The 26,807-nt window shown below is 69.8% G+C and carries 26 protein-coding genes; 16 read left to right on the forward strand and 10 right to left on the reverse strand.

Features of this window, described 5'->3' with window-relative positions; genetic code table 11:
* Window positions 1–103: 103 nt before the first annotated feature.
* Window positions 104–709, reverse strand: a complete 606-nt coding sequence (locus FHX60_RS11220; protein WP_183283381.1) for a TetR/AcrR family transcriptional regulator — start codon at window positions 707–709, stop codon at window positions 104–106.
* A gap of 128 nt (window positions 710–837) precedes the next feature.
* On the opposite strand from FHX60_RS11220, the gene FHX60_RS11225 reads away from it, so the two are divergent.
* On the forward strand, window positions 838–1,329 hold the full coding sequence (locus tag FHX60_RS11225; RefSeq protein ID WP_092310579.1) for a flavodoxin family protein: 492 nt from the start codon (window positions 838–840) through the stop codon (window positions 1,327–1,329).
* Between the two features lie 25 nt (window positions 1,330–1,354).
* Here the strand turns inward: FHX60_RS11225 and FHX60_RS11230 are convergent, their stop codons facing one another.
* The 4 genes from FHX60_RS11230 to FHX60_RS11245 form a co-directional block, all read right to left on the reverse strand.
* A complete protein-coding gene (locus FHX60_RS11230; RefSeq protein WP_260163817.1) occupies window positions 1,355–2,305 on the reverse strand; it encodes a Csu type fimbrial protein in 951 nt (316 codons plus the stop codon).
* Between the two features lie 20 nt (window positions 2,306–2,325).
* Window positions 2,326–4,764, reverse strand: a complete 2,439-nt coding sequence (locus FHX60_RS27910; protein WP_146748194.1) for a fimbria/pilus outer membrane usher protein — start codon at window positions 4,762–4,764, stop codon at window positions 2,326–2,328.
* Window positions 4,761–5,501 (reverse strand): fimbrial biogenesis chaperone, encoded by a 741-nt coding sequence (locus FHX60_RS11240; protein ID WP_183283382.1) that lies wholly within the window; start codon window positions 5,499–5,501, stop codon window positions 4,761–4,763. Before FHX60_RS11240 ends, FHX60_RS27910 begins: the two co-directional genes overlap by 4 nt.
* 61 nt (window positions 5,502–5,562) lie before the next feature.
* Window positions 5,563–6,009, reverse strand: a complete 447-nt coding sequence (locus FHX60_RS11245; RefSeq protein WP_425321766.1) for a Csu type fimbrial protein — start codon at window positions 6,007–6,009, stop codon at window positions 5,563–5,565.
* Between the two features lie 574 nt (window positions 6,010–6,583).
* Here FHX60_RS11245 and FHX60_RS11250 point away from each other — a divergent pair.
* Both FHX60_RS11250 and FHX60_RS11255 read left to right on the forward strand, forming a co-directional pair.
* Complete coding sequence (locus FHX60_RS11250; RefSeq protein ID WP_092310582.1) at window positions 6,584–6,856, forward strand: hypothetical protein; 273 nt, start codon at window positions 6,584–6,586, stop codon at window positions 6,854–6,856.
* Window positions 6,857–6,915: 59 nt separating this feature from the next.
* Window positions 6,916–7,755 carry an SDR family NAD(P)-dependent oxidoreductase gene (locus tag FHX60_RS11255; protein WP_183283383.1) on the forward strand — a complete coding sequence of 280 codons (840 nt, stop codon included), beginning with the start codon at window positions 6,916–6,918 and terminating at the stop codon, window positions 7,753–7,755.
* 7 nt (window positions 7,756–7,762) lie between these two features.
* On the opposite strand, the gene FHX60_RS11260 is transcribed toward FHX60_RS11255, so the two are convergent.
* Both FHX60_RS11260 and FHX60_RS11265 read right to left on the reverse strand, forming a co-directional pair.
* The gene (locus FHX60_RS11260) at window positions 7,763–8,596 is read right to left on the reverse strand and encodes a BON domain-containing protein (RefSeq protein WP_183283384.1); all 834 of its coding nucleotides are present in this window, start codon (window positions 8,594–8,596) and stop codon (window positions 7,763–7,765) included.
* Window positions 8,597–8,781: 185 nt separating this feature from the next.
* Complete coding sequence (locus tag FHX60_RS11265; RefSeq protein ID WP_183283385.1) at window positions 8,782–9,183, reverse strand: hypothetical protein; 402 nt, start codon at window positions 9,181–9,183, stop codon at window positions 8,782–8,784.
* Between the two features lie 108 nt (window positions 9,184–9,291).
* Here FHX60_RS11265 and flhC point away from each other — a divergent pair, with 108 nt between their 5' ends.
* The 3 genes from flhC (at window position 9,292) to FHX60_RS11280 (ending at window position 11,706) form a co-directional block, all read left to right on the forward strand.
* Window positions 9,292–9,891 carry a flagellar transcriptional regulator FlhC gene (gene flhC / locus FHX60_RS11270; protein WP_183283386.1) on the forward strand — a complete coding sequence of 200 codons (600 nt, stop codon included), beginning with the start codon at window positions 9,292–9,294 and terminating at the stop codon, window positions 9,889–9,891.
* 113 nt (window positions 9,892–10,004) lie between these two features.
* A complete protein-coding gene (locus FHX60_RS11275) occupies window positions 10,005–10,385 on the forward strand; it encodes a hypothetical protein (RefSeq protein WP_112775681.1) in 381 nt (126 codons plus the stop codon).
* Window positions 10,386–10,827: 442 nt separating this feature from the next.
* Window positions 10,828–11,706, forward strand: coding sequence for a lipid A biosynthesis lauroyl acyltransferase (locus tag FHX60_RS11280; protein ID WP_112775682.1), 879 nt, complete (start codon window positions 10,828–10,830; stop codon window positions 11,704–11,706).
* A 5-nt stretch (window positions 11,707–11,711) separates the two neighbouring features.
* Here FHX60_RS11280 and FHX60_RS11285 read toward each other — a convergent pair whose 3' ends face one another.
* A complete protein-coding gene (locus tag FHX60_RS11285; protein WP_092310601.1) occupies window positions 11,712–12,548 on the reverse strand; it encodes an IclR family transcriptional regulator in 837 nt (278 codons plus the stop codon).
* A 109-nt stretch (window positions 12,549–12,657) separates the two neighbouring features.
* Between FHX60_RS11285 and FHX60_RS11290 the strand changes: the two genes are divergently transcribed.
* The 4 genes from FHX60_RS11290 to FHX60_RS11305 all read left to right on the forward strand — a co-directional run bounded on the left by FHX60_RS11290 (window position 12,658) and on the right by FHX60_RS11305 (window position 16,879).
* On the forward strand, window positions 12,658–13,428 hold the full coding sequence (locus FHX60_RS11290; RefSeq protein ID WP_183283387.1) for an enoyl-CoA hydratase/isomerase family protein: 771 nt from the start codon (window positions 12,658–12,660) through the stop codon (window positions 13,426–13,428).
* A gap of 11 nt (window positions 13,429–13,439) precedes the next feature.
* Window positions 13,440–14,633: a CaiB/BaiF CoA transferase family protein gene (locus FHX60_RS11295; RefSeq protein ID WP_183283388.1), complete on the forward strand. Its 1,194-nt coding sequence runs from the start codon at window positions 13,440–13,442 to the stop codon at window positions 14,631–14,633.
* Between the two features lie 18 nt (window positions 14,634–14,651).
* On the forward strand, window positions 14,652–15,818 hold the full coding sequence (locus tag FHX60_RS11300; protein ID WP_092310610.1) for an acyl-CoA dehydrogenase family protein: 1,167 nt from the start codon (window positions 14,652–14,654) through the stop codon (window positions 15,816–15,818).
* A gap of 62 nt (window positions 15,819–15,880) precedes the next feature.
* Entirely contained in the window at window positions 15,881–16,879 is a 999-nt protein-coding gene (locus FHX60_RS11305) for a Bug family tripartite tricarboxylate transporter substrate binding protein (RefSeq protein WP_183283389.1), read from the forward strand.
* 22 nt (window positions 16,880–16,901) lie between these two features.
* Here FHX60_RS11305 and FHX60_RS11310 read toward each other — a convergent pair whose 3' ends face one another.
* Complete coding sequence (locus tag FHX60_RS11310) at window positions 16,902–17,795, reverse strand: LysR family transcriptional regulator (RefSeq protein ID WP_092310616.1); 894 nt, start codon at window positions 17,793–17,795, stop codon at window positions 16,902–16,904.
* A gap of 133 nt (window positions 17,796–17,928) precedes the next feature.
* Between FHX60_RS11310 and FHX60_RS11315 the strand changes: the two genes are divergently transcribed.
* The 4 genes from FHX60_RS11315 to FHX60_RS11330 all read left to right on the forward strand — a co-directional run bounded on the left by FHX60_RS11315 (window position 17,929) and on the right by FHX60_RS11330 (window position 22,938).
* Entirely contained in the window at window positions 17,929–19,482 is a 1,554-nt protein-coding gene (locus FHX60_RS11315) for an acyl-CoA synthetase (RefSeq protein WP_183283390.1), read from the forward strand.
* A gap of 27 nt (window positions 19,483–19,509) precedes the next feature.
* The gene (locus tag FHX60_RS11320) at window positions 19,510–20,691 is read left to right on the forward strand and encodes an acyl-CoA dehydrogenase family protein (protein WP_183283391.1); all 1,182 of its coding nucleotides are present in this window, start codon (window positions 19,510–19,512) and stop codon (window positions 20,689–20,691) included.
* A 76-nt stretch (window positions 20,692–20,767) separates the two neighbouring features.
* Window positions 20,768–21,760, forward strand: coding sequence for a tripartite tricarboxylate transporter substrate binding protein (locus FHX60_RS11325; protein ID WP_112775691.1), 993 nt, complete (start codon window positions 20,768–20,770; stop codon window positions 21,758–21,760).
* A gap of 83 nt (window positions 21,761–21,843) precedes the next feature.
* Window positions 21,844–22,938: a CaiB/BaiF CoA transferase family protein gene (locus FHX60_RS11330; protein ID WP_183283392.1), complete on the forward strand. Its 1,095-nt coding sequence runs from the start codon at window positions 21,844–21,846 to the stop codon at window positions 22,936–22,938.
* 311 nt (window positions 22,939–23,249) lie between these two features.
* On the opposite strand, the gene FHX60_RS11335 is transcribed toward FHX60_RS11330, so the two are convergent.
* Complete coding sequence (locus FHX60_RS11335) at window positions 23,250–23,492, reverse strand: hypothetical protein (protein WP_010812795.1); 243 nt, start codon at window positions 23,490–23,492, stop codon at window positions 23,250–23,252.
* Window positions 23,493–23,682: 190 nt separating this feature from the next.
* Between FHX60_RS11335 and FHX60_RS11340 the strand changes: the two genes are divergently transcribed.
* Window positions 23,683–24,633: an alpha/beta hydrolase gene (locus FHX60_RS11340; RefSeq protein WP_112775694.1), complete on the forward strand. Its 951-nt coding sequence runs from the start codon at window positions 23,683–23,685 to the stop codon at window positions 24,631–24,633.
* Between the two features lie 44 nt (window positions 24,634–24,677).
* On the forward strand, window positions 24,678–26,786 hold the full coding sequence (locus tag FHX60_RS11345; protein ID WP_183283393.1) for a penicillin-binding protein 1A: 2,109 nt from the start codon (window positions 24,678–24,680) through the stop codon (window positions 26,784–26,786).
* The last annotated feature ends 21 nt before the right edge of the window (window positions 26,787–26,807 follow it).

Below are 26,807 nucleotides of genomic sequence, written 5' to 3' on the forward strand. Positions count from 1 at the left end.
AGCGCAATGTACCATGTGGTACATGCATACGCAAAATCGGGGTTAACGCCGATGGGGCGCGAATTCCAGCTGAGATTCCGGCTTGGGTGGCTGTTGCGTCCGGCTACGTGCCGGCTTGTGGCGGAGCCGCCATCATGGCGGCAAAGTATTTCAGCGCCGCCGTCGTGCCCTTGCGGTCACCCGTGGTGACCAGGTCCAGCAGCAAGCCGCGCACGGTAGCCAGCTCTACCCTTGCGCGCAGCTTGGCCTCGGCCGCGTCCAGGCCCAGGTCGCGCTGCAGGCGCGCCGCCAGCATGGTGGTCCAGCTGCCGACCACATCCTCGAGGAATCCGCTGAAACGCTCGCGGTCGCGGATGGCACGGCCGTAGATCTCGAACATCAGCTGCATGATGGGCAGGTACCCGGGCGCGGAATAGCGCTCCCATGCGGCCTCGACCGCGGCCCGCGGATCGCCGGGAGAAGGCTCGGGGCGCTGGCGCGCGGCTTGCTCGGCATGGCGGATGCGGTGCAGCAGCGCCTGCCAGAAGCCGTCGCCGGAGCCGAAGTAATAGATCAGCATGCGGTGGCTGGTGCCCAGCGCCTCGGCAACGCCGCGCAGCGACAGGTCGCCCAGGCCGTGGGCAAGCACGTGGTCGGTGGCAGCATCCAGCAGCTGGATCGCCTGCTCGGTGGCGGAGCGGTCGATGGCGGGGGTCTTGGCTTTCGGCATGGAAGGATGGCAGGTTTGCCAACCCGGATTCTACGATAGCCGTCCTCGCCGGCGCCCGGCCCCGCACGCGGAGCGCGTGCTACAGTCCTCCAACACGCGGCATCCGGCCGCGCCAGCGCCCCGCACGCATGAAAACGCTGCTGATCGTCTACCACACCATGACCGGCGGCACGCGCCAGATGGCCGCGGCCGCCGCGGATGCAGCACGCCGGCAGCCCGGCGTCACGGTCGTGCTCAAGACCGCCGCCGAGGCCGGCCCCGACGATGTGCTGGCCGCCGACGGCTACCTGTTTGCCAGCCCGGAGAACCTGGCCGCGCTCGCGGGCATGATGAAGGACTTCTTCGACCGCTGCTATTACCCCGCGCTGGACCGCATCAACGGCCGGCCCTACGCCGCCATGATCTGCGCCGGCAGCGATGGCCAGAATGCGCTGCGCCAGCTCGAGCGCATCGCCACCGGCTGGCGCCTGAACCGCGTCGCGCCCGGGCTGATCGTCTGCACGCATGCCCAGACGCCGGAGCGCATCCTCGCCCCCAAGCAGATCGAAGCCGCCGACCTGGCGCGGTGCGCCGAGCTTGGCGAAGGGCTGGCCGCGGGGCTGGGGCTGGGAGTGTTCTGAAGCCCACAGCGCCTTCAGGCCGGCCTCAGTAAGTGATTGTGACCGTGATCACATCGGTATAGGTGCCTGCTACCGGCGTCGCCTGCGCCGGCACGCGGCCATAGACGGTGTAGGCCTGGCTGAGCCCGGTGCCGGTGCCGCTCTGCGTGGAGCTGCCGCCGGTGCCGTCGCCCCACGGCAATGCATAGGCGGCGTCCCGGTAAAGCTGGTAGGCCACCTGCTCGGTGCCGCCGGTGCGCTGCAGCCGCCGGCTGGCCACGCTGGCCCCCGGCGAGGTGCCCGCGCCCAGCGCAATGGTGTAGTTGCTGCCGTTGGTGCAGCGCGCAGTCAGCGTACCCGTGCCGGTGCGTGCCGCCGTCAGTGCGCCGCTGGTGCCGAAGTCCAGGTCGGTCGCCGTGATCACGCAATCCGGGATCACTGTCGCGCTGACCGTAAACGGAAACCGCGCCACGGGCGTCGTGACTGTGGTGCAGCTGGGCGCCACAAGCGCATAGCCGGCGTAGTTCATCTCGGTATGCGCCCCGCCGAAGCTGGACTGGTAAATCCCGGCACGCAGCGTGGTCTGGCCGGCGACGATGCGCCCGTAGACGTTCACCGTGGCGCTGCCAGCGCCCAGAAGCATCGGGATATCGACCTGAACAATGCTGGTCGACGTGGCCGTACGCGTGCCCCATGTCGGCGCCATGCTGCTGGACGGCGACAAATTGAAGTTCAGCAGCGAAGAGCCGTTGGCCAGCGTACGCGGCGCATAGCCGGTGCCGGAGCCGCCGGTACCGATGCTCAGGCATACCCGCGCGTTGGACAGGATGAAGCCGGTGCAGGAGATCGAGATCGTGCTGCTGGCATTGACTTCCGCGGCAACTACCGGGCTGATATTGCCGAAGTTGAGCGCCGCCGCGGTGGCGGTGCAGGTTTGCGCGAGCGCGGTGCCGGCACAGGCAAGCATCGGCGGCAGCGCCAGCCACGCCGCCCTCATCGCGCTCCTCCTCGCGGCCCTCATTGCGGCCCTCCTCGCTGCGCTCCGCGGCACGTGATGCGGCCCAGCGACGGTATCGAACCCGCCGGCGCGGCGCGGTAGGAAAAACTCGCGGTGCAGCGCTGCTGCGCCTCGCCGGCGACCAGGTGGTTGTGCGCCGCCAGGTTGTCGAAGAACACCATGCCGTCGTAACCGACCACCGAGGTGGCACCCGATTCCACGTGCACCACCGGCGTGCCCGCGGCGACGGGTTCGCCGGCTGGCGTCACCAGCGACAGCTGCGCGCCGCGGAAGCGTTCCACCTGGAAGCGCGCCAGCGCGCCGGCGTGCCATGACGGCACCACGTACTGCGAGGGCTTGTCCAGGCGGGCGTCGGCAGGCAGTACCAGGGGGTCGATGGCAACCCTGTTGGCCTGGTAGGGCATCAGGTCTGGCACCAGATAGTGGCCGTTGCCATCGGTGGTGCCGATGCGGCGGCTTTCCACCAGCACCGGCACGCCGGCCATGCCGGTTGACACCAGCGCGAAGCTCTCGTTGATGCGCCGTGCGGGCAGCACGGCACCGTCCATCACCACCACCGAACCGGTCACGTCGACGGCGCCGGTGACATCGCGCTCGTTCGACTGGGCCGCCGCGAACATCTCGCCATAGCGGCCGCGATAGCGCGCCTGCGCCAGGTAACGGCGCACGCCGTCGGTCTGGCTGGCCTGCGCCTGCCAGCCCCAACCGCCCTCGTAGGGCGTGCTTTGCGCTGCGCTGGCGTACAGGCTGGCCTTGCCGCCGTCCACCCCCGCCGCGACGCTGGCGGAGGTATCGTGCCCCAGCACGGCCGTCAGCGTCACCAGTGCGCCGGATCCGCCGTTGCCGCCGAAATCCTTGTAGGCGCTGAGATTGACCGAGTAGCGTCCGCCCAGCTGCGCGGTGTATGCCACCGAACCGATCTTCGAGCCGCCCGGCTGCGCATCATCGAGCTGCACGTAGCTGAGCGCCAGGCTGCCGTTGCGCGCCATCGGCCAGGACAGCGTGGCGCGGTACAGGCCATCCGGATACGGCGCGCCGCTGCGCGCCGCCAGGTCCTGGTAGGTGGCCGCCGTGCGTATGCCCTGCAGGTCTATGGTGATGGCCGGCGTGCGCAACTGGTAGCCGAGCGAGAACAGCGCGCCGCGTTCGCGCCCCGCGCCCAGCGACGCTGCCGCGCTGAACACCCCGAATCCGCCGGCGCTGGCCAGCACGCCCCCGCCGACGGTGTAGGTGCCGGGCATGGCTTCGGCATGGCCTTCCAGCGTCAGAGTCTCGCTCAGGCCGTGGCGCACCGAGGCGCTGCCGGCCGGCTGACGCCCGTAGCCCGCCGAGCGCAGGCCATAGTCCTCGCGCAAGAATCCGGCCTCCACCGAGAAGTCGGTCAGGCCGGCCGCGAGCAGGCGCGTATCGATATACAGCGGGATGGTGGTCGAGATATCGCGGCCGAGCGCGTCGCGCACCACGATCACGGCCTGGCCGGCACCGTTGACGGCGGGCGTATTGTTCAGCACGAACGGGCCGGACGGCACCTCGCCGCTGAACTGGCGCACATTGTTGACGTAGAGGTCGACCGCGCTGGGCACCGCCGCCGATGCGCCCAGCAGCGGCACGGGATACGTGACCAGGTCCGGGCGCACCGTGAAGTTGCGACGGTACTGCAGCCCGCCCAGCCGGACCGCGCGCGACCAGTTCAGCGCGCCCGAGATGGCGTCACCCACCTGCACGGAAGACAGCGTCGCGGCATCGGTGTAGGTCCACGCGGTGTCCAGCCGGACATAGCGGTCCTGCGCCTCGCTCCAGGTCGCCACGCCGCTGTTGGAGAGCACGCCCTGGCCGTGGAACACGCGCTGTTCGCTGTATAGCCCCACATGGCGCCCGCGCCCGGTCTCGCCGTAGAGGTCGTAGCTGAGCACCAGCCCGGTGCCGCCGGAAAGCCGGGCCTCGGGCCGCGCCAGCGTGCCGACGATGGCCGGCACCAGCAGCGCGTCGGGGGCGTCGAGCGCGGCTTCCTGGCTGGACTGGCGGTAGCTGACGCGCAGCCCCGGAATGGCGTCGAGCCAGACCAGCCCATTGCCGTCAACGGGCAGCACCTCCGCGCGCAGGCCGATCTGGCGCAGCTCTTCAGGCGTGGTGGCGAGCATGCCGTCGCGCAGTTCGAAACGCGCCACCAGTCCGCGCGGCACGCCGTTGAGCGACACGGCAAGGTAGACCGTCTGTGCCCCGGGCCCCGCCACGGCAACGTCGGGCCCCGGCCCCGGAACCTGGTGCGGCGCGGCAAGCGGCGCCGGCAACGACAGCGACGGCGCATCGGGCGATGGCGGCTGCGCCAGCGCGTGCGGCGACACCAGCAGCAGCCAGGCACCCCGCCATGCGACGCTGCGCCAGCCGAGCGCCGTCGCCGGCACGAGTGCGCCAACCGTGCGCAAGGTTTCCCTCACGAACCGCCGCGCCGCGCATCTCCACCTGTATCCAGCGGCACTTGCACCGGATCGCCATTGACGACGGCGCGCACGGTCATGGCACCTGGCCGGTCCGGCGCGCGCGTGGCCAGCCGCTGTATCTGCGCGCTCAGCGCGCTGTCCAGCCGCCACGAGCGTCCGCTGTTGCGCAGCGCATAGCCCAGCAACCCGGGGGCCAGCGTCACGGCCTGGCCGTCGGCGGCACTGAGCTGAACCTGGCTGATCTGCGCGTGCATGCGCCCGGTGTTGCGGGCCGACAGCACCCACGCGTCGTGTTCGCGGGCCAGCGCAAATTGCAGCGGCGGGCGTGGAGCATTGGCGGGCGTGCCCGCGAACACCGGCACGGAGTAGCGCAATTGCACCCGGACACCGGTGGTGGCAGGCGCGTCGGCTTCGCCGGGCGCGGCGGGCAGTTCGTCGATCAGCAGCCGGTAGGTGGTTTCGCCATCGGCCGCCGTGGCGCCCGGCCGCACGATCCGCACCAGCTGTTCACCGCCCGCGGCGATGCGTACCAGCGGCGGGCTCGCCACGGCTTCGGAGGTAGGTTCCAGCACGTCGTCGCCGTCGCGCTGCTGCCAGCGGAACACACGCACCTGGGCGTGAATCGGGGTATCGCCACGGTTGCGCAGCGTCAGTGCCGCGGCGCCGGGACCGGCGGGCAGGTCGGCGCGGATGGGGGTGATCTGCAGCGACGCCGCGAACACGGCGTCAGGCATCACTCCCAGGGCCAGTGCCGCGGCAAGCCACCAGGCCCGCGCTCGCAAGCGGGGCGCCATTCTAGAAAGTGATGGTGGCGGTAACGGTGGAGGTATAGGCGCCCGCCGCCGGCGTGGCCTGCGGCGGCACGCGGCCGTATACCGGGATGGTCTGCGCGGTGCCGTTGCCAGTGCCGCTGATCGTATCGGTGGCCGGCGTGTTGCCCCACACTTGCCCGCGCGCGGAGTCCCGGTACAACTGGTAGCCCACGGTGGCGGCGGCCGGTCCGATCAGCAGGCGGCTGGCGATGGTCGAGCCGGTAGCACTGCCGGCGTCCAGGCCAACGGTGTAGGCGGCGCCGCTGGTGCAGGTGATGGTCAGGTTGCTGGACTGGTCGATGTTCGCTGCCAGCACGCCCTGAGAGCCGAAATCCAGGTCGGTCGCGCTGATCGCGCAGTCATTGGCGAGCGTCAGACGTACCTGGAACGTGGTGGTCTTGGTCGCGGCGCCCAGGCCCAGGGGAAGCATGGCACTGAGGGCGCACGCGACGCCACGCAGGATAGCGGTGTGTCGCATGTGGAGTACTCGGTGTTCTTCTTATGCCGAAGTCTAGTTACGCCGAGTGCATTGCTGCAAACATGATTCACAAATGTTACATTTTTGGCATATTTAAGACAGATCAAAAAAAGACTTCAAGCATCGTGACGGGCTCACCCCCAGGCGTTCTCAACATGCCGCCCACCGCTTGGATGCGATAGGGCGAGCGTAATGCACAAGTCACCTCCAGGGTGGGTGTCTGGACCACCGTGCAGACCTCCACCACCTGCAGCCGCACCCGGAACCGTTCTGCCGTCGCTGCGCCGGCCGCCGTGGCGCATAGCGCTGCAAGCACCGCTGATGCCACCACGCTTGTGTTAACGCACCTGTTCATACCGCCCTCTTGTCGCCTTCGTTTGGCTTCCTCCCGGCCCGTTATCGGCCTCGCCTGGCCATTTTGAAGTATTGCGCCGCCAAGAATCATTGTGGCACGCCGGGCGCGACGCACGGCTCGGGAACAGGACTTGCAAGTCCCAGCGCATCCCCCTTTTTGCCGGCGCCAGCCATGGACGACCCTGAAATTTCCGCTTCAGAAGCCCGGCGCGATCCGCTTGCCGGCACCGCGCGCGGCGTGATGCGCGTGGTCGACGCGCTAACGCAGACGGCGCTGGTGGTCGCCACCGCCACCCTCGCCTGGGCGCTATGGCGCCGTTCCGATGCCTATGCGTGGTTCGGCGGGCTCGGCCCCGGCACCGCGGTGACGCTGGCGGTGGTGGTCACGCTGGTGGCGCTGCTGGGGGTCTGGATGGGCGTGCGCACCTGGCGGCGCGTAGGGTGATGCGTCGCTAATCCTTACAACCCCACAGTAAAAACTCGCCACAGACTCGAGGAGATTCGGTGCCTGACACTTCGCTTCGCCGTACCGGCCTGCTTGCCGTCGTCACCGGGGCGTCCTCCGGCATCGGCTACGAGCTGGCGCGCTGCTGCGTGCGGCGCGGCTATGACTTGCTGATTGCCGCGGACGAGCCGCAGATCGAAATCGCCGCCAGGCAACTGCGCGACGAAGGCGCCGAAGTGACGGCGCTGCTGGCGGACCTGTCCACGCCCGACGGTGTCGAACAGGTCTGCGCCGCGCTCGGCAGCCGCCGCGTCGACGTGCTGTGCGCCAATGCCGGCCGCGGGCTGGGCCACGCGTTCCTGGACCAGGACTTCGCAGCCATCCAACGGGTGGTGGAGACCAACGTGACCGGTACCCTGCACCTGCTGCACCGGGTCGGGCAAATCATGCGTGCGCAGCACGAGGGGCGCATCCTGATCACGGGATCGATCGCCGGCTTCGTGCCCGGCACCTGCCAGGCCGTGTACAACGCGACCAAGGCCTTCCTGGATTCATTCTCCTACGCGCTGCGGCATGAACTGCAGCACACCGGCGTGTCCGTCACCTGCCTGATGCCGGGGGCCACCGAAACCGATTTCTTCGAACGCGCGGACCTGCTCGATACCCGGCTCGGCCAGCAGAAAAAGGCCGATCCCGCCGAGGTGGCGCGGATCGGCTTCGATGCCATGATGCGCGGCGAGGGCGAGGTGGTGCCGGGCTGGCAGAACAAGCTGCGCGCCGCCATCGCCATGGTGACGCCGGCGGACGTGCTGGCCGAGCAGCACCGCCGCATGGCCGAGCCGCAGGACGCGTTGGGGAGCGCCCCGGCAGCGCCGGCGGACCAGCCGCCGGCGCCGTAATTCCGCATCAGCCCATGCGCGTGGTGCCGCCGGTGCTGTCGCGTCCCTGGCCGGGACCACCGCTGCCGGTTTCCATGCCGCCCCCATAGCTGCTGGCGCTGGAACCGGTGGCAGTGCCTGAACTGCTGACGCCGCTGATGTGTCCCTGGCCGGAGCTGCCGGACTGCGCTCCCGACTGCCCGCCAGACTGCGCCCCTTCGGTGATCCCCGATACGCCGAACGCGCCCGGCGCGCCCAGGCGCACCGCGTTATGGATTTCCTGCACGCCGAAGACATCGTCGACGATGTCCTCGATGCAGTATTTCTGGCGCCGGTCGCGCACGTTGCCGGTCAGGCGCACCACGCCACCCTGCACTTCGACTTCCACGTCGCGCACATCGACATGGCGCGCGTGCGCGAGCCGTTCGCAGATGTCCTCGCGGATGCGCTCGTCGCTGCGCTGGTAGCCCTTGGGGCCGACGCGGTCGCGCCCGCGCGGCATGTCGCGCGATGCATTGCCGCGGCTGTCGCCCCATTCGTCGCGCACCTCGCTGCCGCGGCGCCAGGCTTCATCCTCTTCCCACGGCGGGCGCCGGGCGGAGGTTTCCCAGACCCGTTGCGCCGGGCTGGAGCGGCCGCCGTAGTAACCAGACTCGCGCACGTCGCTGTCGTGCCGCTGGCGGCCTTCATAGCGGCCTTCGCCGTAGTCGCGCGCGGGGCCGCCGCGCTGGCCATAGCGCCCCTCGCCGTAGCCGCGCGGGTCGTCGCCGCGCGGGTTGTCGCCGCGATTGCGGCGGGATTCATCGGCGTCGCGGTCCTCGCGCCACCAGGAGCCGCCGCCTTCATTTCGGAATGGATGCATCGCTGTCTCCAAGGGTTGAGCTTCCGGCGCGGCCCGGCGGGCCGCGCAGCCAGTCACCGGGGCGCAAGTTCCATACCATTGGCGGGCATGGAGGGCGGCACGCATGCCGCGCGCCCCGCACCAAAGCAAAGGCGGGCGCCACCGGTAAAGGGCGCCCGCCGTTGTCACGCAACCGGGTTGCCGCGTCAGGCGGCCAGGGAAGTGAGGCCGTGCGGGGCATCGTCCTCGTCTTCATGCACGATCAACACGACACCGCGCCGCTTGGCCGCGGCCATGCCGATGTTGACGGCGACGTCGCGGTCGTCGCATTGGACCAGGCCCTTGCGCGCGCTTTCGACCGTCAGTTCCCAGCCCTGCGCGGTCTGCCTGATCAGGAAGTTTGCAGCCATGGGTTGCTCCCTGTCGTTGGTGTTCTTGCAGCGTAGCCCATGGGTAGAACCGTTAAATCGGCGTCTGTCCGATAGCGTGTGGGCGCTTCTCCTACAGTCGTGCTGGATGGCGTGCCGGACACCGACAAATTGCGCCAACAACAGACCGGCAAAGCTGATGCCGTCGATCGTGGAATTGCGATTGTTGACAAGAATCACGGATATAAGCCGGCTGCGATCGAAGAATCGTCCTCCATCACGCAAAGCCGGACCGGGGACGCATGCGGACAGCGCCGCACTGTGACCCGCCCCGGGCAGGAGGAGACCATGGACCCACACCCTGTCGCCGCCCTCGGCGACCCCGCTGCGGCAGCTACCCGCCCTTTACCTGCCGCCGCCCGCAAGAGCGTGCTGCACGACCTGGAACAAACCCGGCTCGCGATCGAGATGATCGGCCTGGGCGCGCGCCTGCAGGTGCTGGAGGCTGAGGTGTCGCTGCCGCGCGAGCGGCTGGCCCGCCTGTACAAGGAGCTTTGCGGGGCGCCTCCGCCCAAGGGAATGTTGCCGTTCTCGACCGACTGGTTCCTGGGCTGGCGCCCAAACGCCCATGCCTCGATGCTGCTCGGCGCCTACTGCTTCATGATCCGTGCCGGCCACCTGGACGGCATCCGGGCCACGCTGGCCGGCTTTCGCATGTATCGCGAACACCTGAGCGTCACCGGCGAGGCCGCGCAGCTCAGTTTTACCCGCGCCTGGATGCTGGTCCGCTTCTATGAGCGCGGCATGCTGCAGCTGGCGCGCTGCCAGGGTTGCCGCGGCGAGTTCGTGGTGGGCGCCGACGATGCGCGCCAGCGCTACACCTGCGGCCTGTGCCTGCCGCCGGCACGCGCGGGCAAGTGTCGCAAACCCCGGGCCGCCGGCGCATGAACGCCGGGGCCGCGGCGGCTCCATTGTCTGCTGCCGCACAGTCCGGCCATCCGCACCCTTCCATGATGGATGCACCAGACCACCCCGCCCCCGGGCGCATCCGGAGCCTCGCCATGTTCAAGATCCCCATGCTCGGCAAGATGCTAGGCACCCCCGCGCCCGAGGCCAGCGGCAAGGCCCGCGCCGAGCCGCCGCCCGCCCCGTCCGGCACCGGTGCGCCGCGCAAGGGCATGCCCGAACAGCTTGCGCAGAACCTCAAGACCCAGGGCGACGCCATGATCCAGTACGGCGCCCGGCTGCTGGTGATGCGCGAGATGCTGTGCGCCATGGCCGTGGCGCTGCCGCCCGATGCGCGCGCCAGCGCCCAGCGGCAGTTCCGGCAGCGCATCGACCAGTTGCTGTCGCTGACCGACGACCACGTGCTGCCGGCCGAATTCCACACGGCGCTGCTGGCCGAGGTCAATTACTACCTCGGCGAGCTGAAGCAACGCTGACGGCACCGCGCCCTGCGCGTTGCCTCGGGCGGTCTTGGCTGCAGGCCGCGCCGTGGCCCTCACCAGCCCTTCGCTATCCTGCGCCATGGGGTTGCGCAACCGGCATCTGTTGCCGGTTTGATACCGGTCGTAACTGCCGTTCCTGACCCCCTGCCATCGTGCTACAGTGCGCCCTCAGCACAAAGCTGCGCAGCGACGCATAGCGCACTCCAGCGGCCCGCAACAGCTGCCGCACGGGATGGAGCGCCAGCGTGGCTTCCCGCTTTGTCGCCCCGACGCGCACACGGTGCGCACCAGGCGCCGGCATGTGCCGGGAGCCGGCCCTTGCTCTTCGCGCCTTCCCCGCGCCCGCCGCTCGCCACCCGCGTGGCGCCGAACCATTGCCGCGCAGCCGCCTGCTCCCGGGGCCGCCCCGGAGGTCGCTGCCGCCCCCAGGATCTTCATGACGCACCAGCTCCAGGCTGCGCTCACCATCGCAGCCTTCAAGCTCTTTGCCGCCTTGCCGTACGGCCTGACCGCCCGGCTGGGCGACGCCCTCGGCAAGCTGCTGTACCGCATTCCCAGCCGCCGCCGGCGCATCGTCCATACCAACCTGGCGCTGTGCTTCCCGGACATGGATCCCGGCGAGCGCGAGCGGCTGGCGCGCGACCACTTCGGCCATGTGCTGCGCAGCTACCTGGAGCGCGGCGTGCAGTGGTTCGGCAACGCCGAGCGGCTGGGCAAGCTGGTCGAACTGGATTCGCGCATCGACCTGGCCTCGTGCGCCGAGCATCCGACCATCTTCATGGGCTTTCATTTCGTCGGCATCGAGGCCGGCTGCATGTTCTATTCGATGCGCCACCCGGTGGCATCGCTGTACACGCGCATGTCGAGCCCGCTGCTGGAGCAGATCTCGCGTACCCAGCGCGGGCGCTTCGGCGCCGAGATGATCCCGCGCAACGGCAGCGGCAAGCAGGTAGTGCGCACGCTGCGCGCCGGCTGCCCGGTGATGCTGGCGGCGGACATGGACTTCGGCATCAACGATTCGGTGTTCGTGCCGTTCTTCGGCGTGCCGGCGTGCACGCTGACCTCGGCCTCGCGCCTGGCCAGCATGACCGGCGCGCGCGTGGTGCCGTTCACCACTGAAGTGCTGCCCGACTATCGCGGCTACCGGCTGCGCGTGTTCGACCCGCTGGAGGGCTTTCCCTCTGGCAGCGTCGAAGAGGACTCGCGCCGCATGAACGCCTTCCTCGAAACCCAGATCGCCACCATGCCGGAGCAGTATTACTGGATTCACCGGCGCTTCAAGAACCGCCCGGAAGGCATGCCGTCGGTGTACTGACGCGGCTAGCCGGCGGCGCGCCGCCAGGCTTGCTGGATCTCGGCCACCAGCCGCGTCAGCTGCGCGGCATAGCGCGCGTGGTCGCGACGGCGTTCGGCGTCGTTGAACGGGTAGCTGATGTTGAGCCCGTACAGCTGCTGGTCCGGGCCTGAAAAGGCCGCGCCCACGGCCAGCAGATGCCCCGGCTGGTAGGCCGCGGTGCAATGGCCGTGCCGCTGAGCCTGCGCGATGCCGCGCAGCACGCGCGCGCGCATGCCGGACCAGGCCTCTCCCTGGCGGGCGGCGATGCCGGCCAGCAGGTCCCTGCGCACCTCCTCGGGCTGCGCCGCCAGCCATGACAGGCCGATCGCCGTCAGCTCCATCGGCACGCGCGATCCCGGCACCACGCGCCGCGTGCGCGACACGCTGTCGCGGCTGTGCCGGATCGACGCCAGGTACACCATCTCCAGCTGGTCCCCCACCGCCAGCCCCACGTTGACCTTGCCGGCCTCGGCTACCCTGCGCATCAGCGGCAGCGCTATCTCCGGCGCGCGGCTGGACTGGTGGAAGGCATCCGCCAGGCTCAGCACCACCGGCGCCAGCCGGTAGGCGCGCTCGTTGACGTCGTAGCGCAGGAAGCCGGCATCGACCAGCGAGCGCGTCAGCCGGCTCACGGTCGGGCGCGGCAGGCCGGTGCGCGCGGCCAGTTCCGCGTTGGTCAGGCTGGTGGTGCCGACGCGGAATGCGCGCAGCAGCACCAGCCCGCGCTCCAGCGACTGGCTGCCCGCGGTCTCCCGGGTAAAGCGGCCGGTCCGATGGGTCACGCTGCGCGTGGAGTCCGGCGGCGGGATGGCGTCAGGCATCGCAGTCAATTTCAGTAAGTGAAATTCGAGTATAGCGGCGCGGCGGCGCCGCGCGAATACTGTGGACACGCGGCCCCGAGCCGGCCGCCCCCCATAGGAGCCACCCCGCATGTCATCCGATGCCGACCTCCATGTCACCCGCGACGGCCACGTGGCCCGCGTGGTGCTGTCCCGCCCGCCGCACAACTTTGTCGACGCCGAGGTGATGCGGCGCCTGGCCGATACCCTGCTGGCGCTCGACGACGACCACCACTGCCGCGCCATCGTGCTGGCCTCGGGCGTCGGCGCGTTCTGCGCCGGTGCCGACTTCAGCGGCGCCGGCCAGGGCGAAGTCGCCAGCGACCCCGCCGCCTTCTACGTGCATGCGATGAAGCTGTACCGCAACCGCAAGCCCATCGTCGCCGCGGTGGCAGGCGCCGCCATCGGCGCGGGGCTCGGCCTGGCGCTGGTGGCGGATTTCCGCGTGACCTGCGCCGAGGCCCGCTTCAGCGCCAACTTCAACCGGCTCGGCTTCCACCCCGGCTTCGGCCTGAGCCTGACGCTGCCGCAACTGGTGGGCCAGCAGCAGGCAGCGCTGCTGTTCTACACCGGCCGGCGCATCAGCGGGACCGAGGCAGCCGGCATCGGCCTGGCCGACGAGCTGGTCGCCAGGGACGAGGTCGACGCCCGTGCCATGGCGCTGGCGCAGGAGATCGCCGCCACGGCCCCGCTGGCGGTGGAAACCACGCGCGCCACGCTGCGCGACGGGCTGGCGGACCGCATTGCCGAGGTCAACCGGCGCGAGCTGGCGATCCAGCGCGACCAGTTCCGCAGCGAGGATTTCCGCGAGGGCGTCGCCGCCATGGCCGCGCGCCGCGCCCCCATGTTCCAGCGCCGTTGAAGGAGGCATCGATGAGCGAAGCAGACAAGCGCGCGGCGCCGGCCGGCCCGCTCGACGGCATCCGCGTGCTCGACCTGACCGCGGTCGTGCTCGGCCCGCTGGCGACGCAGGTGCTGGCCGACTTCGGCGCCGACGTGATCAAGGTCGAAGGGCCGGAGGGCGACCTGATGCGCGCCAATGGCGTGTCGCAGCATGCCGGCATGAGCTCGATCTACCTGGCGCTGAACCGCAACAAGCGCTCGATCGTGCTCGACCTGAAGACCGCCGAGGGCGCGGCGGCGCTGCGCGGCCTGATTGCCGGCGCCGACGTGCTGGTGCACAACATGCGCGTCGCCGCGATCGAGCGGCTGGGCTTCGGCTATGCCGAGGTGGCGCGCATCAATCCGCGCATCGTCTACTGCATGGCCACCGGCTTCGGCCAGGACGGCCCGCACCGCGACAAGCCGGCCTTCGACGACATCATCCAGGCCGGCTGCGGCCTGGTCGCGCTGGGCTCCGCCGACGGCGAGCGTCCGCAATACGTGCCCAGCCTGCTCGCCGACAAGACCACCGGGCTGGCGCTGGCCAACGCCGTGCTGGCCGCGCTGCTGTACCGCGAGCGCCACGGCGTGGGCCAGATGGTGGAGGTGCCGATGCTGGAAACCATGACCGCCTTCGTGATGACCGAGCATCTGGGCGGCCTGACCTTCGACCCGCCACCGGCCGGCGCCGGTTACGCCCGCCTGCTGCAAGGCGGGCGGCGCCCCGCGCCGACCCGCGACGGCTGGATCTGCGCGCTGCCCTACACCGAGCGCCACTGGCAGGCCTTCTTCCGCGCGGTGGGCCGCGACGACCTGGCCGAGCGCTATGACGTGGCCGACCGCGCGCAGCGCAACGCCAACATCCGTGCGCTGTACGGCCATCTGGCGGAACTGACGCCGGCGCGCACTACGGTCGAATGGATGCAGCTGTTCGAGTCGCTCGACATTCCCGCCACCCCCATCTACGGCCTCGATGCGCTGGTCGACCACCCGCACCTGCGCGCGGTCGGCCTGTTCCAGCAAACGCAGCACCCTACCGAAGGCACCGTGCGCGAGCTGCGCCCGGCCGCGCGCTTCTCGGCCACGCCGCTGTCGCTGCGCCGCCATGCGCCGGCGCTGGGCGAGCACACCGAGGAGGTCCTGCGCGAACTGCCCTTCGCGCCGGATCCCCGCCAATCCCGATAAACAGCCGAGAACACCGCCATGCATTTTGAACTTGACGAAGAACACCGGATGCTCAAGGACCTGGTCGCGCGTTTCGTGCGCGAGCAGCTGGTCCCGCTGGAACCGACGGTGCTGGCGCGCGAAGCCGCCGGCGGCCAGATGGCGCTGCTGCCCGAGGAGCATGCGCGCCTGGACGCCATGTCGCGGGAACTGGGCCTGTGGGGACTGGATGCCCCGGCGGAAATGGGCGGCTCCGACCTGCCCACGGTGGCGATGGTGGGCGTCAACGAAGAACTCGGCAAGACCATCACGCCCTATGACCTGCCGCCGGATTCGCCCAACCTGCGCATGCTGATGCTGACCGCGAGCGAGGCCCAGCGCGAGCGCTACCTGGCGCCGTATGCGCGCGGAGAGACGGTCTCGGCCATCGCCATCTCCGAGCCCGGCGCCGGCGGCGATCCCGCCATGATGGCCACGCGCGCCGAGCGCGACGGCGACCACTGGGTGCTGAACGGGCGCAAGATCTGGATCAGCCGCGCGGCGCGCGCCGACTGGACCATCGTCATGGCCGTGACCGACAAGGCCCGCGGCGCGCGCGGCGGCATCTCGGCCTTTATCGTCGAGCGCGGCACGCCGGGGCTGCGGGTCGAGCGGCGCATCCCGATGATCGGCGGCGCGTCGACCTATGAAGTGGTGCTGGAAGACTGCCGCATCCCCGCCACGCAGCTGCTCGGCGCCGAGGGACAGGGCTTTGCGCCGATGCAGGCGCGGCTGTCGACGCGCCGGGTGCAGATGGCCGCCTGGTGCATCGGGCGGGCCCAGCGCGCGCTGGACATGATCTGCGAGTACGCCCCGCAGCGCCAGACCTTTGGCGCGCCGCTGGCGCAGCGCCAGGCAATCCAGTGGTGGGTGGCCGACGCCGCCACGCGCATCCACGCCTGCCGCCTGATGACCTACGAAGCCGCCACCCGCATCGACGCCGGGCAAGAAGCCCGCACACAGGTGTCGATGATCAAGGTGTTTGCCACCGAAATGGCCTGGGACGTGATCGACCAGGCCATGCAGACCTTCGGCGCGATGGGCATGACCAAGGAGCTGCCGCTGCAGCAGATGGCCAACGAGACCCGGCTGATGCGCATCTACGAAGGCCCCAGCGAAGTGCACCGCTGGGTCATTGCGCGCGACCTGCTCGGCCTGCGCCGTTAGGCCCGCATCGATCCCTTGCACCGGCGGAAACACGCCGGGCATTCCACCGTCAGGAGACCACCATGCAACAGGCTTTCCGTTCCCGTCGCCGCTTCCTCGGGCTCTTTCCGGCCGCACTGGCGCTGCTGGGCGCCGCCACGCCGGCGGCGCATGCCGCCGAGGCCGACGCCTTTCCGTCGCGGCCGCTGCGCTTCATCGTGCCTTTCCCTTCGGGCAGCGGCACGGACACCACCGCGCGCATGTTCGCCAAGAAGATCGGCGAACTGACGGGCCAGGGCGTGGCGGTGGAAAACAAGCCCGGCGGCAACGGCTTTATCGGGGTGCAGACCGCGCTGAACGCGCCAGCCGACGGCTACACCGTCTTTATCGGCAGCAATTCCACGCTGTCGACCAATGCCGCCACCTTCCGCAAGCTGCCGTATGACCCGTTGACGGACTTCGCGCCGATCACGCTGCTGTCGCGCGGGCCGTGCGTGATCATCGTGCCGGCCGGCTCGCCCTACCGCACGCTGTCCGAGCTGCTGGACGACGCGCGCAAGCGTCCCGGCGCGCTGAACTACGGCACCGGCTCGATCTCGTACACGCTGTATTCGGAATGGCTCAACGAACTGGCCCGCATCAAGACCACGGCGGTACCGTACAAGGGGGCCGGCGATGCCATCAATGGCGTGATGGCGGCCAATGTCGATTTCGCGGTGGTCGACGCCACCGGCGCGATCGAGCTGGCCCGCGGCGGCAAGGTGCGCGCGCTGGCCTACACCGCGCCGCAGCGCTCGCCGCTGCTGCCGGACGTGCCGTCCATCGTCGAAGCCGGCCTGCCGGACTTCCTGGCCTACAACTGGGTCGCGGCGGCGGTATCGGCCAGGACGCCGCCGGCGGTGGTGAAGCGGTTGCAGGACCTGTTCACGCAGGCCGGCAATGCCGCGGACGTGCGCGAGTACTACTCGCGCCAGTCGACCAGGCTGATCCTGTCGTCGCCGGCCGAGATGCGGCAGTACCAGAAGGACGAGATCCAGCGCTGGAAGCGGCTCGCGGCAGTGGCGAAGATCCCGCTGCAGTAAGGGCTGCAGTAAGCGCGCCCCGCTAGCCGCTATGCTCGCGCAGCAGCACCGTCAGGCGCTGCGCCAGCGGCGACAGGTAGGCGCCCTCGCGCGTGACCACGCCGATGCGCCGGCGCAGGTCCAGCTCTTCCACGCCCAGCGGCAGCACGCGCAGGCCGCGCTGCATGGCGTCGCCGCTGGCATTGGCGATGCTCAGCATCTGCGTGCCCTGCATCAGCGCGAACAGCGAGCTGCTGCCGAAGTCGATCTCGATGCGCGGCTGCGGCTCCGGCAGGCCGCGCTGGCGGAACGCCGCGTCGACCTGCTGGCGCAGCGTGATATGCCGTTCCGGCAGCAGCCATTCCTGGTCGGCGAGGTCGGCCAGGCGCAGCTTGCGCCGCCGCAGCAGCGCGTGGCCCTGGTCCGCCACCACCACCAGCCGGTCGTCGAACAGCGGCTGCACGGCGAAGGTGTCCGCCAGCGCGCCGGACGGGGTGGGCGCCACCGCCATGTCCAGTTCCCCGGCCGCCAGCAGGTCCAGCAGGTCGCGCGCAAGCCGGCGGCGCAGCCGCAGCCGCGCCACCGGGCGCTCGCGCACCAACTGCTGGCAAGCGCCGAGCACCACATCGCCCGGGATCGACGGTGAATAGCCCACGCGCAGGATGCCCTGCTCGCCGGTGCGGATGCCCAGCATCTCCTTAATGCCGTCCTGATACTCCAGCTGGATGCGCCGCGCGCGCTCGAGGAAGCGGGTGCCGGCGTAGGTGGCGGCCATGCCGTTGGCGGTGCGCTCGAACAGCGGCAGCCCCGCCTGCGTCTCGACCCGTTGCACCGCCTTGGTCAGCGCCGGCTGGCTGATCCCCAGCGCCTCGGCGGCGCGGCCGATGCCGCCGTGTGCCGCCACGGCGAGGATGTATTCGATATCGCGCGTCTCCATTGCCTCGCATTCCCAACGGTTATGGCTTTATAGCCATCGCGTCATTGTGGTGATGCCCGCCATCTTACAGACTACAGCGCACGAGCACACCACCGAGCGTGCAGCAACATCACTCAGCCTACACGGAGACAGCATGGGTTTCGCGTATTTCCTGCGCCGCGCCGCGCGTTACTGGGGCGACCAGCCCGCCATCCTCTACCAGGACCAGGTCGTGACCTATCGCCAGCTCGACGAACGCTCGACGCGGCTGGCCAATGCGCTGCTGGCGCTGGGCCTGCGTCCCGGCGACCGCGTCGCGGTGCAGTCGCGCAACCGGCCCGAGCTGGTCGAACTGGAATGCGCGCTGTACAAGGCCGGCCTGGTCAAGGCCGCGCTCAACCCGCGCTTTACCGCGGCCGAGGCCAGCGACGTGGTCGAGAACTGCACCCCGCGCGTGCTGATCGCGGGCCCCGGCTATACCGGCTATGAGCGCACCACGGCGGGCTTCGGCAGCATCGAGACCTTTATCGCCATCGGCGCGGCGCCCGCCGGCTACGTCGAATACGAGGCGCTGCTGGCCAACGCCGGCACCACGCCGCCCGACATCACCCCGGCCGCCGACGATCTCGCGGTGCTGCACTTTTCATCGGGCTCCACCGGCAAGATCAAGGCGGCCATGCAGAGCTACGGCAACCGCCTGGCGGCGCTGCGCAAGGTGGTGTCGGGCATGGACCGTCCCGCCCGCCCCGGCGACCGGCTGGCGCTGATCGGCCCGGTCACGCACGCCTCCGGCATGCTGATGCAGCCTTACCTGTACGTGGGCGCGACGCTGGTGCTGTTCGAGAAATTCGAGCCGGCGCACTTCCTGGCCGAGGTGGCGCGGCTGCGCATCACGCACGTGTTCATGGTGCCGGCCATGATCAACATGCTGCTGGCCGAGCCCACGCTGGCGCAGGCCGACCTGTCGAGCCTGAAGACGCTGGCCTACGGCGCCGCGCCGATGGCGCCGGCACGCATCCGCGAGGCCTGGGAGCGCATCGGCCCGATCCTGTCGCAGGGCTATGGCGCCAGCGAATCGACCTCGGGCGTCACGCGGCTGTCCACCCATGACCATGCCGAGGCCATCGCCAGCCATCCGGAACGCCTGGCCTCGTGTGGCCGCGCGCTGGGCGAGACCGAAGTGCGCGTGGTCGACGAGCACGGCAAGGAAGTGGCCGTGGGCGAGATCGGCGAACTGGTGATCCGTGGCGAAGACGTGTTCCACGGCTACTGGAACGCACCCGAGCTGACGCGCGAGACCCTGGTCGACGGCTGGCTGCACACCGGCGACATGGCGCGCGTGGACGAGGCCGGCTACCTGTACCTGGTCGACCGCAAGAAGGACATGATCATCTCCGGCGGCTTCAACGTCTACCCGACCGAGGTCGAGGCCACGCTGTACCAGCATCCCGACGTGCTCGAGGCCTGCGTCATCAGCGTGCCGGACGACACCTGGGGCGAAAGCGTCAAGGCCGTGGTCACGCTGCGCCCCGGGCGCGAGGCCACCGCGCAGCAGCTGATCGCGCACTGCCGCGAGCGCATTGCCGACTACAAGTCGCCGCGCTCGGTGGACTTTGTCGCCGAGCTGCCCAAGAACGCCAGCGGCAAGCTGGCCCGCAAGATCGTGCGCGAACGCTACTGGCAAGGCGTCGGACGCCGCGTCAACTGAACCCGGAACCGCACCGAGGAAACCGCCATGTTCGATCACCTGACCAACCCCGTCCTGCTGGAAACCCGCGCCGGCATCCGCCGCTTTATCGACGAAGAGCTGCGCCCGCTCGAACAGGAACTCGGCCTGGGTTCCGAGGACCCGTGGCCGCGCGAGACCCTGCGCCAGGTCTGGCGGCGCTCCAGCGAGCTGGGCTTCTACGCCGCCTGCCTGCCCACCGCGCTCGGCGGCAAGGGCCTGAACATCCAGGAACAGTGCGCGCTCAAGGCCGACCTGGCCGCGAGCGGCTCGACGCTGGCCGCGCACGTGCTGGGCGACCTGGGCGGCCCGCCGCGCGTGGGCAACATGCTGAAATACGCCACGCCCGGGCAGCTCGAGCGGTATTTCAAGCCGGTGATCCGCGGCGAGAAATCGACCTGCTTCGCGCTGACAGAAACGCATTCCGGCTCCGATGCGCAAAGCATCAAGACCTCGGCCGTGGCCGACGGCGACGAGCTGGTGATCAACGGCGGCAAGCACTACATCAGCGGCGCGCCGTTTGCCGACTTCGCCATCGTCATGTGCGTGACCGACGCCACCGCCACGCCGCCGGCCATCACCGCGGTGCTGGTCGACCTGGACCTGCCCGGCGTGACCGTGACCGACGAGTACGTGCCGATGTCGGGCCAGCATATCGATGGCGATATCCGCTTCGACAACGTGCGCGTGCCGCGCGCCAATATCTTCGGCGGCGAGGGCAACGGCTTCAAGCTGGGCATGTCGCGCATCAACGTGAACCGCCTGCTGCACTGCCCCAGCATGCTGGGGCTGGCCATGCGGGCCTATCAATCGTCGGTGGAATATGCCGGCCAGCGCCGCCAGTTCGGCGGGCCGATCGCGCGCTTCCAGGCGATCCAGCACATGCTGGCCGACATGGCCGCGGCACTGTGGGCCTGCGAAAGCATGATCGCGCACACCGCCGCGCTCGCCGACGCCGGCGCCGACCTGCGCATGAAGGCCGCGGCGTGCAAGCTCTTTGTCTCGGAGCGCTGCTTTGAGGTGGCGGACAAGGCCGTGCAGATCCACGGCAATGTCGGCGTCACGCGCGGCCATCCGGTCGAGCAGACCTTCCGCAAGCTGCGCATGTTCCGCATCTTTACCGGCACCAGCGAGATCCAGCGCAACACCATCGCGCGGGCTATTCTGGAACCGCAGCAGCAGCAAGGCTGACCGTGCCGGCGGCACGGTCGCCGCCGGCATCGGGCCTCGCCCACAGCACAATACGACAAGACCACGGAGACCAAGCATGAACCGCCGAAACTGGCTTGCCACCGCCGGTGCCGCCGCGCTGGGCAGCCTGCTGCTGCCGGCCCGCGCCGCCAGCGCCTCATCCGCCTATCCCAGCCGCCCGATCCGGCTGATCGTTCCCTTCATCGCCGGCAGCACCCCCGACAGCACGGCCCGCACGCTGTCGGCGGAACTTGGCAAGAAGCTCGGCCAGCCCCTGGTGGTCGAGAACATGCCCGGCGCCGGCGGCATCATCGGCGCGAGCGCGCTGCGCCGTGCCGCGCCCGATGGCTACACGCTGGGCATCCTGGCCAACTCGCACGTCATCAACGTGCACATGTACCGCAAGATGCCGTACGACCCGACCCAGGACTTCACGCCGATCACGGCGTTGTCGGGCGGACCGTCGGCGCTGGTGGTGCCGGTCTCCTCGCCCTACAAGAGCGCGGCCGAACTGGTCGCGGCGATGAAGAAGGAGCCGGGCAAGTTCAACTACGGCTCCGGCGGCAAGGGCAGCATCGCCCATCTGGCCGTGGAAACCATGCTGCACCAGACCGGCTGCGACGCGGTGCATATCCCCTACAAGGGCGCGCCGGAAATCATCACCTCGATGGTGACCGGGCAGACTCAGTTCGGCATGCCGGTGCTGGGCACCGCAACGCAGTACGTGCGCAACAACCAGGTCAGGGTGCTGGCCGTCACCGCCGCCGCGCGCTCCCCGTACTTTCCCGACGTGCCGACCATGGCCGAAGCGCTGCCGCCCGGCTTTGTCATCGACAACTGGAGCGGCCTGTTCGCACCGGCCAACTTCCCGCCCGAGCTGGCGCAGAAGCTGCACGCCGCGGTGCGCGCGCTGCAGACCGCCGGCGTGTTCGACGCACAGCTCAAGGCCAATGCCGGCGAGCTGCGCCGCAGCGCGTCGCCGGCGCAATTCGGCACCATGGTGGCCAGCGACAACGCGCGCTATGGCGACCTGATGAAGTCGATCGGCATGACCGGCGACCTGGGCTGATACAACTGCCCCGCCCCCTTGCGCCGCACGCCGTCCCGCGCGTGCGGCGCCTGTGTTTTTCTCCCTTCTGCCAGAGGCTGCGCATGAAGCCAGCATGGTCTTGCCTGAAGGACGTCACCATCATCGACGTCAGCCAGTTGCTGCCCGGCCCGCACGCCTGCAGCCTGCTGCGCCAGCTTGGCGCGGAGGTGATCAAGGTCGAGCAGCCCGGCAGCGGCGACACCGCGCGCCAACTGGGCGCGCATGTGTATGCGCAGTTCAACCGCGGCAAGCGCTCGGTGGCGCTGGACCTGAAATCGGACGCCGGCCGCGCCGCCTTCCTGGACCTGGTGCGCGATGCCGACGCCGTGGTCGAAGGCTTCCGCCCCGGCGTGATGGCGCGCCTGGGCTTGGACTATGACGCGCTGGCGGCGATCAATCCGGCCATCGTGCTGTGTTCCGTCTCCGGCTTCGGCCAGACCGGGCCCTACGCCAGCCACGCCGGGCATGACCTGAACTACCTGGCGCTGGCCGGGTACTGGGCCACGCCGGTGCAGGTGCACGATGTGGTCTCGCGCCCGCGCGTACGGGTGTCGGATTACGCAGCGTCGGGCTACGCCGCGTTATCGCTGGCCGTCGCGATCATGAGCGCGCGGCAGAACGGGCAGGGGCAGCATCTCGATGTATCGATCCACGATGCGGTGCTGTCGTGGACCGCCCATGGTGCCTGGACGGCGCGTGCGCACGAGGATTCACCCCGGGCCTCAGCCACCGTGATGCCGGAAAACGACCTGTTCGAAACCCGCGACCAGCGGCACCTGGCGATGGGCATCCTGGAAAACAAGTTCTGGGACCACCTGTGCGCGGCGCTTGGCGACGCGTTCCCGGCCCTGCGCGATCCGCGCTTCGCCACGCGCGCCGGGCGCGGTGCGCACAAGGTGGAGGTCAATGACCTGCTGGCGGCGGTGTTTCGCACGCGGGACCTGGCGGAATGGGAGGACTTCTTTGCGCCGCTCGATATTCCGTTCTCGCCGGTGCTGGGGGCTGGCGAGTTGTTCGAGGATGCGCATGTGCGGGCGCGGGAGGTGGTGCGGCGGGTTGAGGGTGGGATTGCGGTGAGTTTTCCGGTGAAGTTTTCGTTAGGGTTGCCGGAGGGGGACGATTTTGTGGCCGGGGTTGGGGAACACAATGCGGACTGATGCCAGCGCGGCCGATCCTTTCCCGCGCTGGAACCTGCAAACCTCGCATTTCGTCCGTTGGGCGGCCGCTCCGGAGCCATGATCAAGCGCTACGACGATGGCACGCTCACCGGCCAGCCATCGCCAACTCGCTTTGATCCGCTGCGGCGGATATGGAACCGCTGAAGCTCGAACGAGCGAGGGGCCCGGCCACCGCAATCTTCGACCGCGTTGCCTTATCCGGCGACCAAGCGCTGGAATTCTTCTCCGCGCAGCCGCCACGTACTGCGTAGCGCCTGGAAGCGAAGTGCGGTCAGAAGAGGCCCGGCGGCTCAGCGTTTCTCGTCGAGCAGGTCGTTCAGGATCTCGTCGAAGGTCGCCTGCGCGTCCTCCAGCGCCTGCAGTGCCGCGTCGAAGGTCTGCAGCGCCAGTTTCGACGGCTTGCCGCTGCCCTGCGGCGGATAGTGGGCCTGCAGCGCCGTGAAGGCGACCTGCACCTGCCGCGTGGCCGCAACCACGCGTTCCATCGCCTGCGCCTCTTCGGCGCGGTATTGCTCGTGTTTCTGTTCGCTCATGCCGGTTGGCTCCCTGAAGGCGCGTCGTCTCGGTGGGGTGCGCGCGCCCGAATGAGGCATATCGTACAAGAACTGCGCCGGCCGGCTTGCGCCGCGGCCACGCCGCCGGCAAAAATAAGGTAGGCTGCGCGGCTGGGCGGCAAGGCCGGCGCATACGCGCCACGCCTGGCCGCGGCCACTGACGAATGCCATGCCATTGACCACCCGCCGCGCGCTGGCGGCCGCGCTGATGACCGCCAGCGGCTTCGCCTGCTACTGGACCTACCTGACGCTGAACCAGGACCGGCTGCTGTTCGACGCGCGCCGGCGCCCCCCGCGCGACCTGCCCGACGGCATCATCGGCTATTCGCACCTGATCCCCGGCGGCGTGGTGCGAGGCTACATCTACCACGCGCCCGGCGACACCGTGCGCGACCTGCTGTTCTACCTGCCGGGCCGCGGCGAAGATGTGCTGGAAACGCTGCAATACGCGCGCTGGCTGCCTGCCGGCATGGGCTTCGCCACCTACGATTACCGCGGACTGGGCCACTCCGACGGGCGCCCGTCCGAGGGCGCGGCGGTGGCCGACGCCAGCCAGTTCCTGTTGCATGTGCGGCGCGTGTTCCCCGACGCCCGCGTGCACGTGGTGGGGCGCAGCCTGGGCACCGGCGTGGCGATCCAGCTGGCCGACCTGCAGGATTTCGAGAGCCTGCAGCTGATCACCCCCTACGACTCGCTGCTCGAACTGGTGCGCAAGCGCTTTCCGCTGGTGCCGCTGCGCCAGCTGATGCGCCACCACTTCGACTCGATCTCGCACTGCAAAAAGGTCGTACAGAGCACCAAGGTGCTGCTGGCCGCCACTGACGAAGTGGTGCCGCATGCCTGCTCGGAACGGCTGATGGCAGCCTGGCCCGGCCCGGTGGCGCTGCAGACCGTGCCGGATACCGATCACTTCACCATCATCGAACGCGAGCAAACCTGGCTCGCGCTGTGCGAATTCGCGCGCCAGCACAGCCAGGCGCGCCTGCGCGTTGCCGCGGTCCAGCCGGAGCCACCCCCGGCACAGCCAGTGCCGCGGCCGGCACCTCCGAGTGCGCCAGCGCCGCAGCCGGTCGACCATGACGAGCTGGGCAATCCGCTGCCGCTGGCGGCGAACCGCTGAGCCGGCCGGTGGTCCGACCGGTGCCAGCGGGTAAAATGCGGCCCATGAAAAAGTTCGCAGTCAAGGCAGGCGGCGCCGCACTGGCGCTGGCTGCCGCCGGTGCCTTGCTGGCCGGTTTTGCCGCCGTGGTCAGCCTGCGGCAGCTTCCCCCCGTCGATGCGCTGCGCGACTACCGGCCCGATGTGCCGCTGCGCATCTACACCAGCGACAACGTCCAGATCGGCGAGTTCGGCAGCGAGCACCGCGAGTTCATCCCCTTCGAGCAGATCCCGCGACAAATGGTGCAGGCGCTGCTCGCAGCCGAGGACGACCAGTTCTACGAGCACCAGGGCATCGACCTTCCCGGCGTGTTGCGCGCCGCGCTGGCCAACCTCGGCCAGGGCTACGCCCAGGGCGCTTCCACCATCACCATGCAGGTGGCGCGCGCCTTCTACCTGTCGCGCGAGAAGACGCTGGCGCGCAAGTGGTACGAGATGCTGCTGGCCTGGCGCATCGACCATGCGCTGCCCAAGGACCGCATCCTCGAGCTGTACATGAACCAGGTCTACCTGGGCGAGCATGCCTATGGCTTCGGCAGCGCCGCGCACGCCTACTTCGGCAAGCCGCTGGCGTCGCTGTCGCTGGCCGAGACCGCGATGCTGGCGGGCCTGCCGAAGGCGCCTTCGGCGGTGAACCCGGTGGTCAATTTCGCGCGCGCCAAGCGGCGCCAGGAGTATGTGCTGGGGCGCATGCTGGCGCTCGGCATGATCAGCCAGGACGATTACCGCGAAGCCCGCGCCGCGCGCCTGGTCATCAGCGACGACACCCCCGGCCGCTTTGCCGGCCATGCGGAGTACGTGGCCGAGCTGGCGCGCCAGCTCGCGCGCGAGCGCTTTGGCGACGAGGCCTACACGCGCGGCCTGAACGTCTACACCACGGTGTCGTCGGTGCGCCAGACCCTGGCCTACGATGCCGTGCACGGCGGGCTGGAGCGCTACGCGCGCCGCCACCGCAAGTTCGTCAAGGACTTGTCGCAAGGGCCGCAGGCCGCGCTGGTGTCGCTCGACACCAGCACCGGCGCGATCGAGGCCATGGTCGGCGGCGCCGATTTCGCCGCCAGCCGCTTCAACCATGCCACCCAGGCGCTGCGCCAGCCGGGCTCGACCTTCAAGCCCTTCGTCTATGCCGCGGCGCTGGAGCGTGGCGTGTCGCCCGGCACGCTGATCAACGACGCGCCACTGCCGACGGGTTCGCGCTGGCAGCCGTCCAATGACGACGGGCGCTTTGTCGGCCCCGTCAGCGTGCGCCAGGCGCTGGCCGAATCGCGCAACCTGCCCGCGATCCGCACGCTGCAGGCGATCGGCATCCCCTATGCGGTGGAGTTCGCCAGCCGCTTCGGCTTCTCGCCCAGGCGGCTGCCGCGCTACCTGCCACTGGCGCTGGGCACCGGCACCACCTCGCCGCTGCGCCTGGCCGCGGCCTATGGCGTATTCGCCAACGGCGGCCACCGCGTCGAGCCCTACCTGATCGAGCGCATCACCGACAGCGACGGCAACGTGCTGTTCAGCGCCGCGCAGGACGCGCAGCAACGCCCCGCGCCGCCGCCCGTGATCAGCGCGCGCAACGCCTTCGTGATGGACAGCCTGCTGCGCAGCGTGGTCGACACCGGCACCGGCACCGGCGTGCGCCGCTACCTGCGCCGCGACGACGTGGCCGGCAAGACCGGCACCACCAACGACTCGGTCGACGGCTGGTTCGCCGGCTATGGCGGCGGCGTGGTCACGGTGGCGTGGATGGGCTATGACGACAACCGCAGCCTGGGCGAGCATGAGTTCGGCGCGACCACCGCGCTGCCGGTGTGGGCCACCTACATGGAAGGCCGCCTGGCCGGCGTGCCGGAGGCCGGCGTGCAGGCGCCCGCCGGCCTCGTGCAGGCGGGCGGCGACTGGATGTACGCGGAGAATGCCGACGGCAGCCAGGGCATCGCCGCGATCGGCTTCCCGCCGCCGGCGCCCGCCACGGCGCCGGCCAGCCAGCCGCTCGCGGATCCGGTCGCGAGCAACCTCGGCAGCCCCTCCCGGGCGTCCCCCGCGGTTCCGGCCGCGCCCACCCCCGTCACCAGCGCGGTGCCAGGCGCCGCCACGCCGGCAGCGCCGGCCGCAAACCCGCTGTAGACTTGCGGCTTTCCCGATTTC

The sequence above is a fragment of the Cupriavidus alkaliphilus genome (assembly GCF_014191175.1).
Classification (GTDB): domain Bacteria; phylum Pseudomonadota; class Gammaproteobacteria; order Burkholderiales; family Burkholderiaceae; genus Cupriavidus; species Cupriavidus alkaliphilus.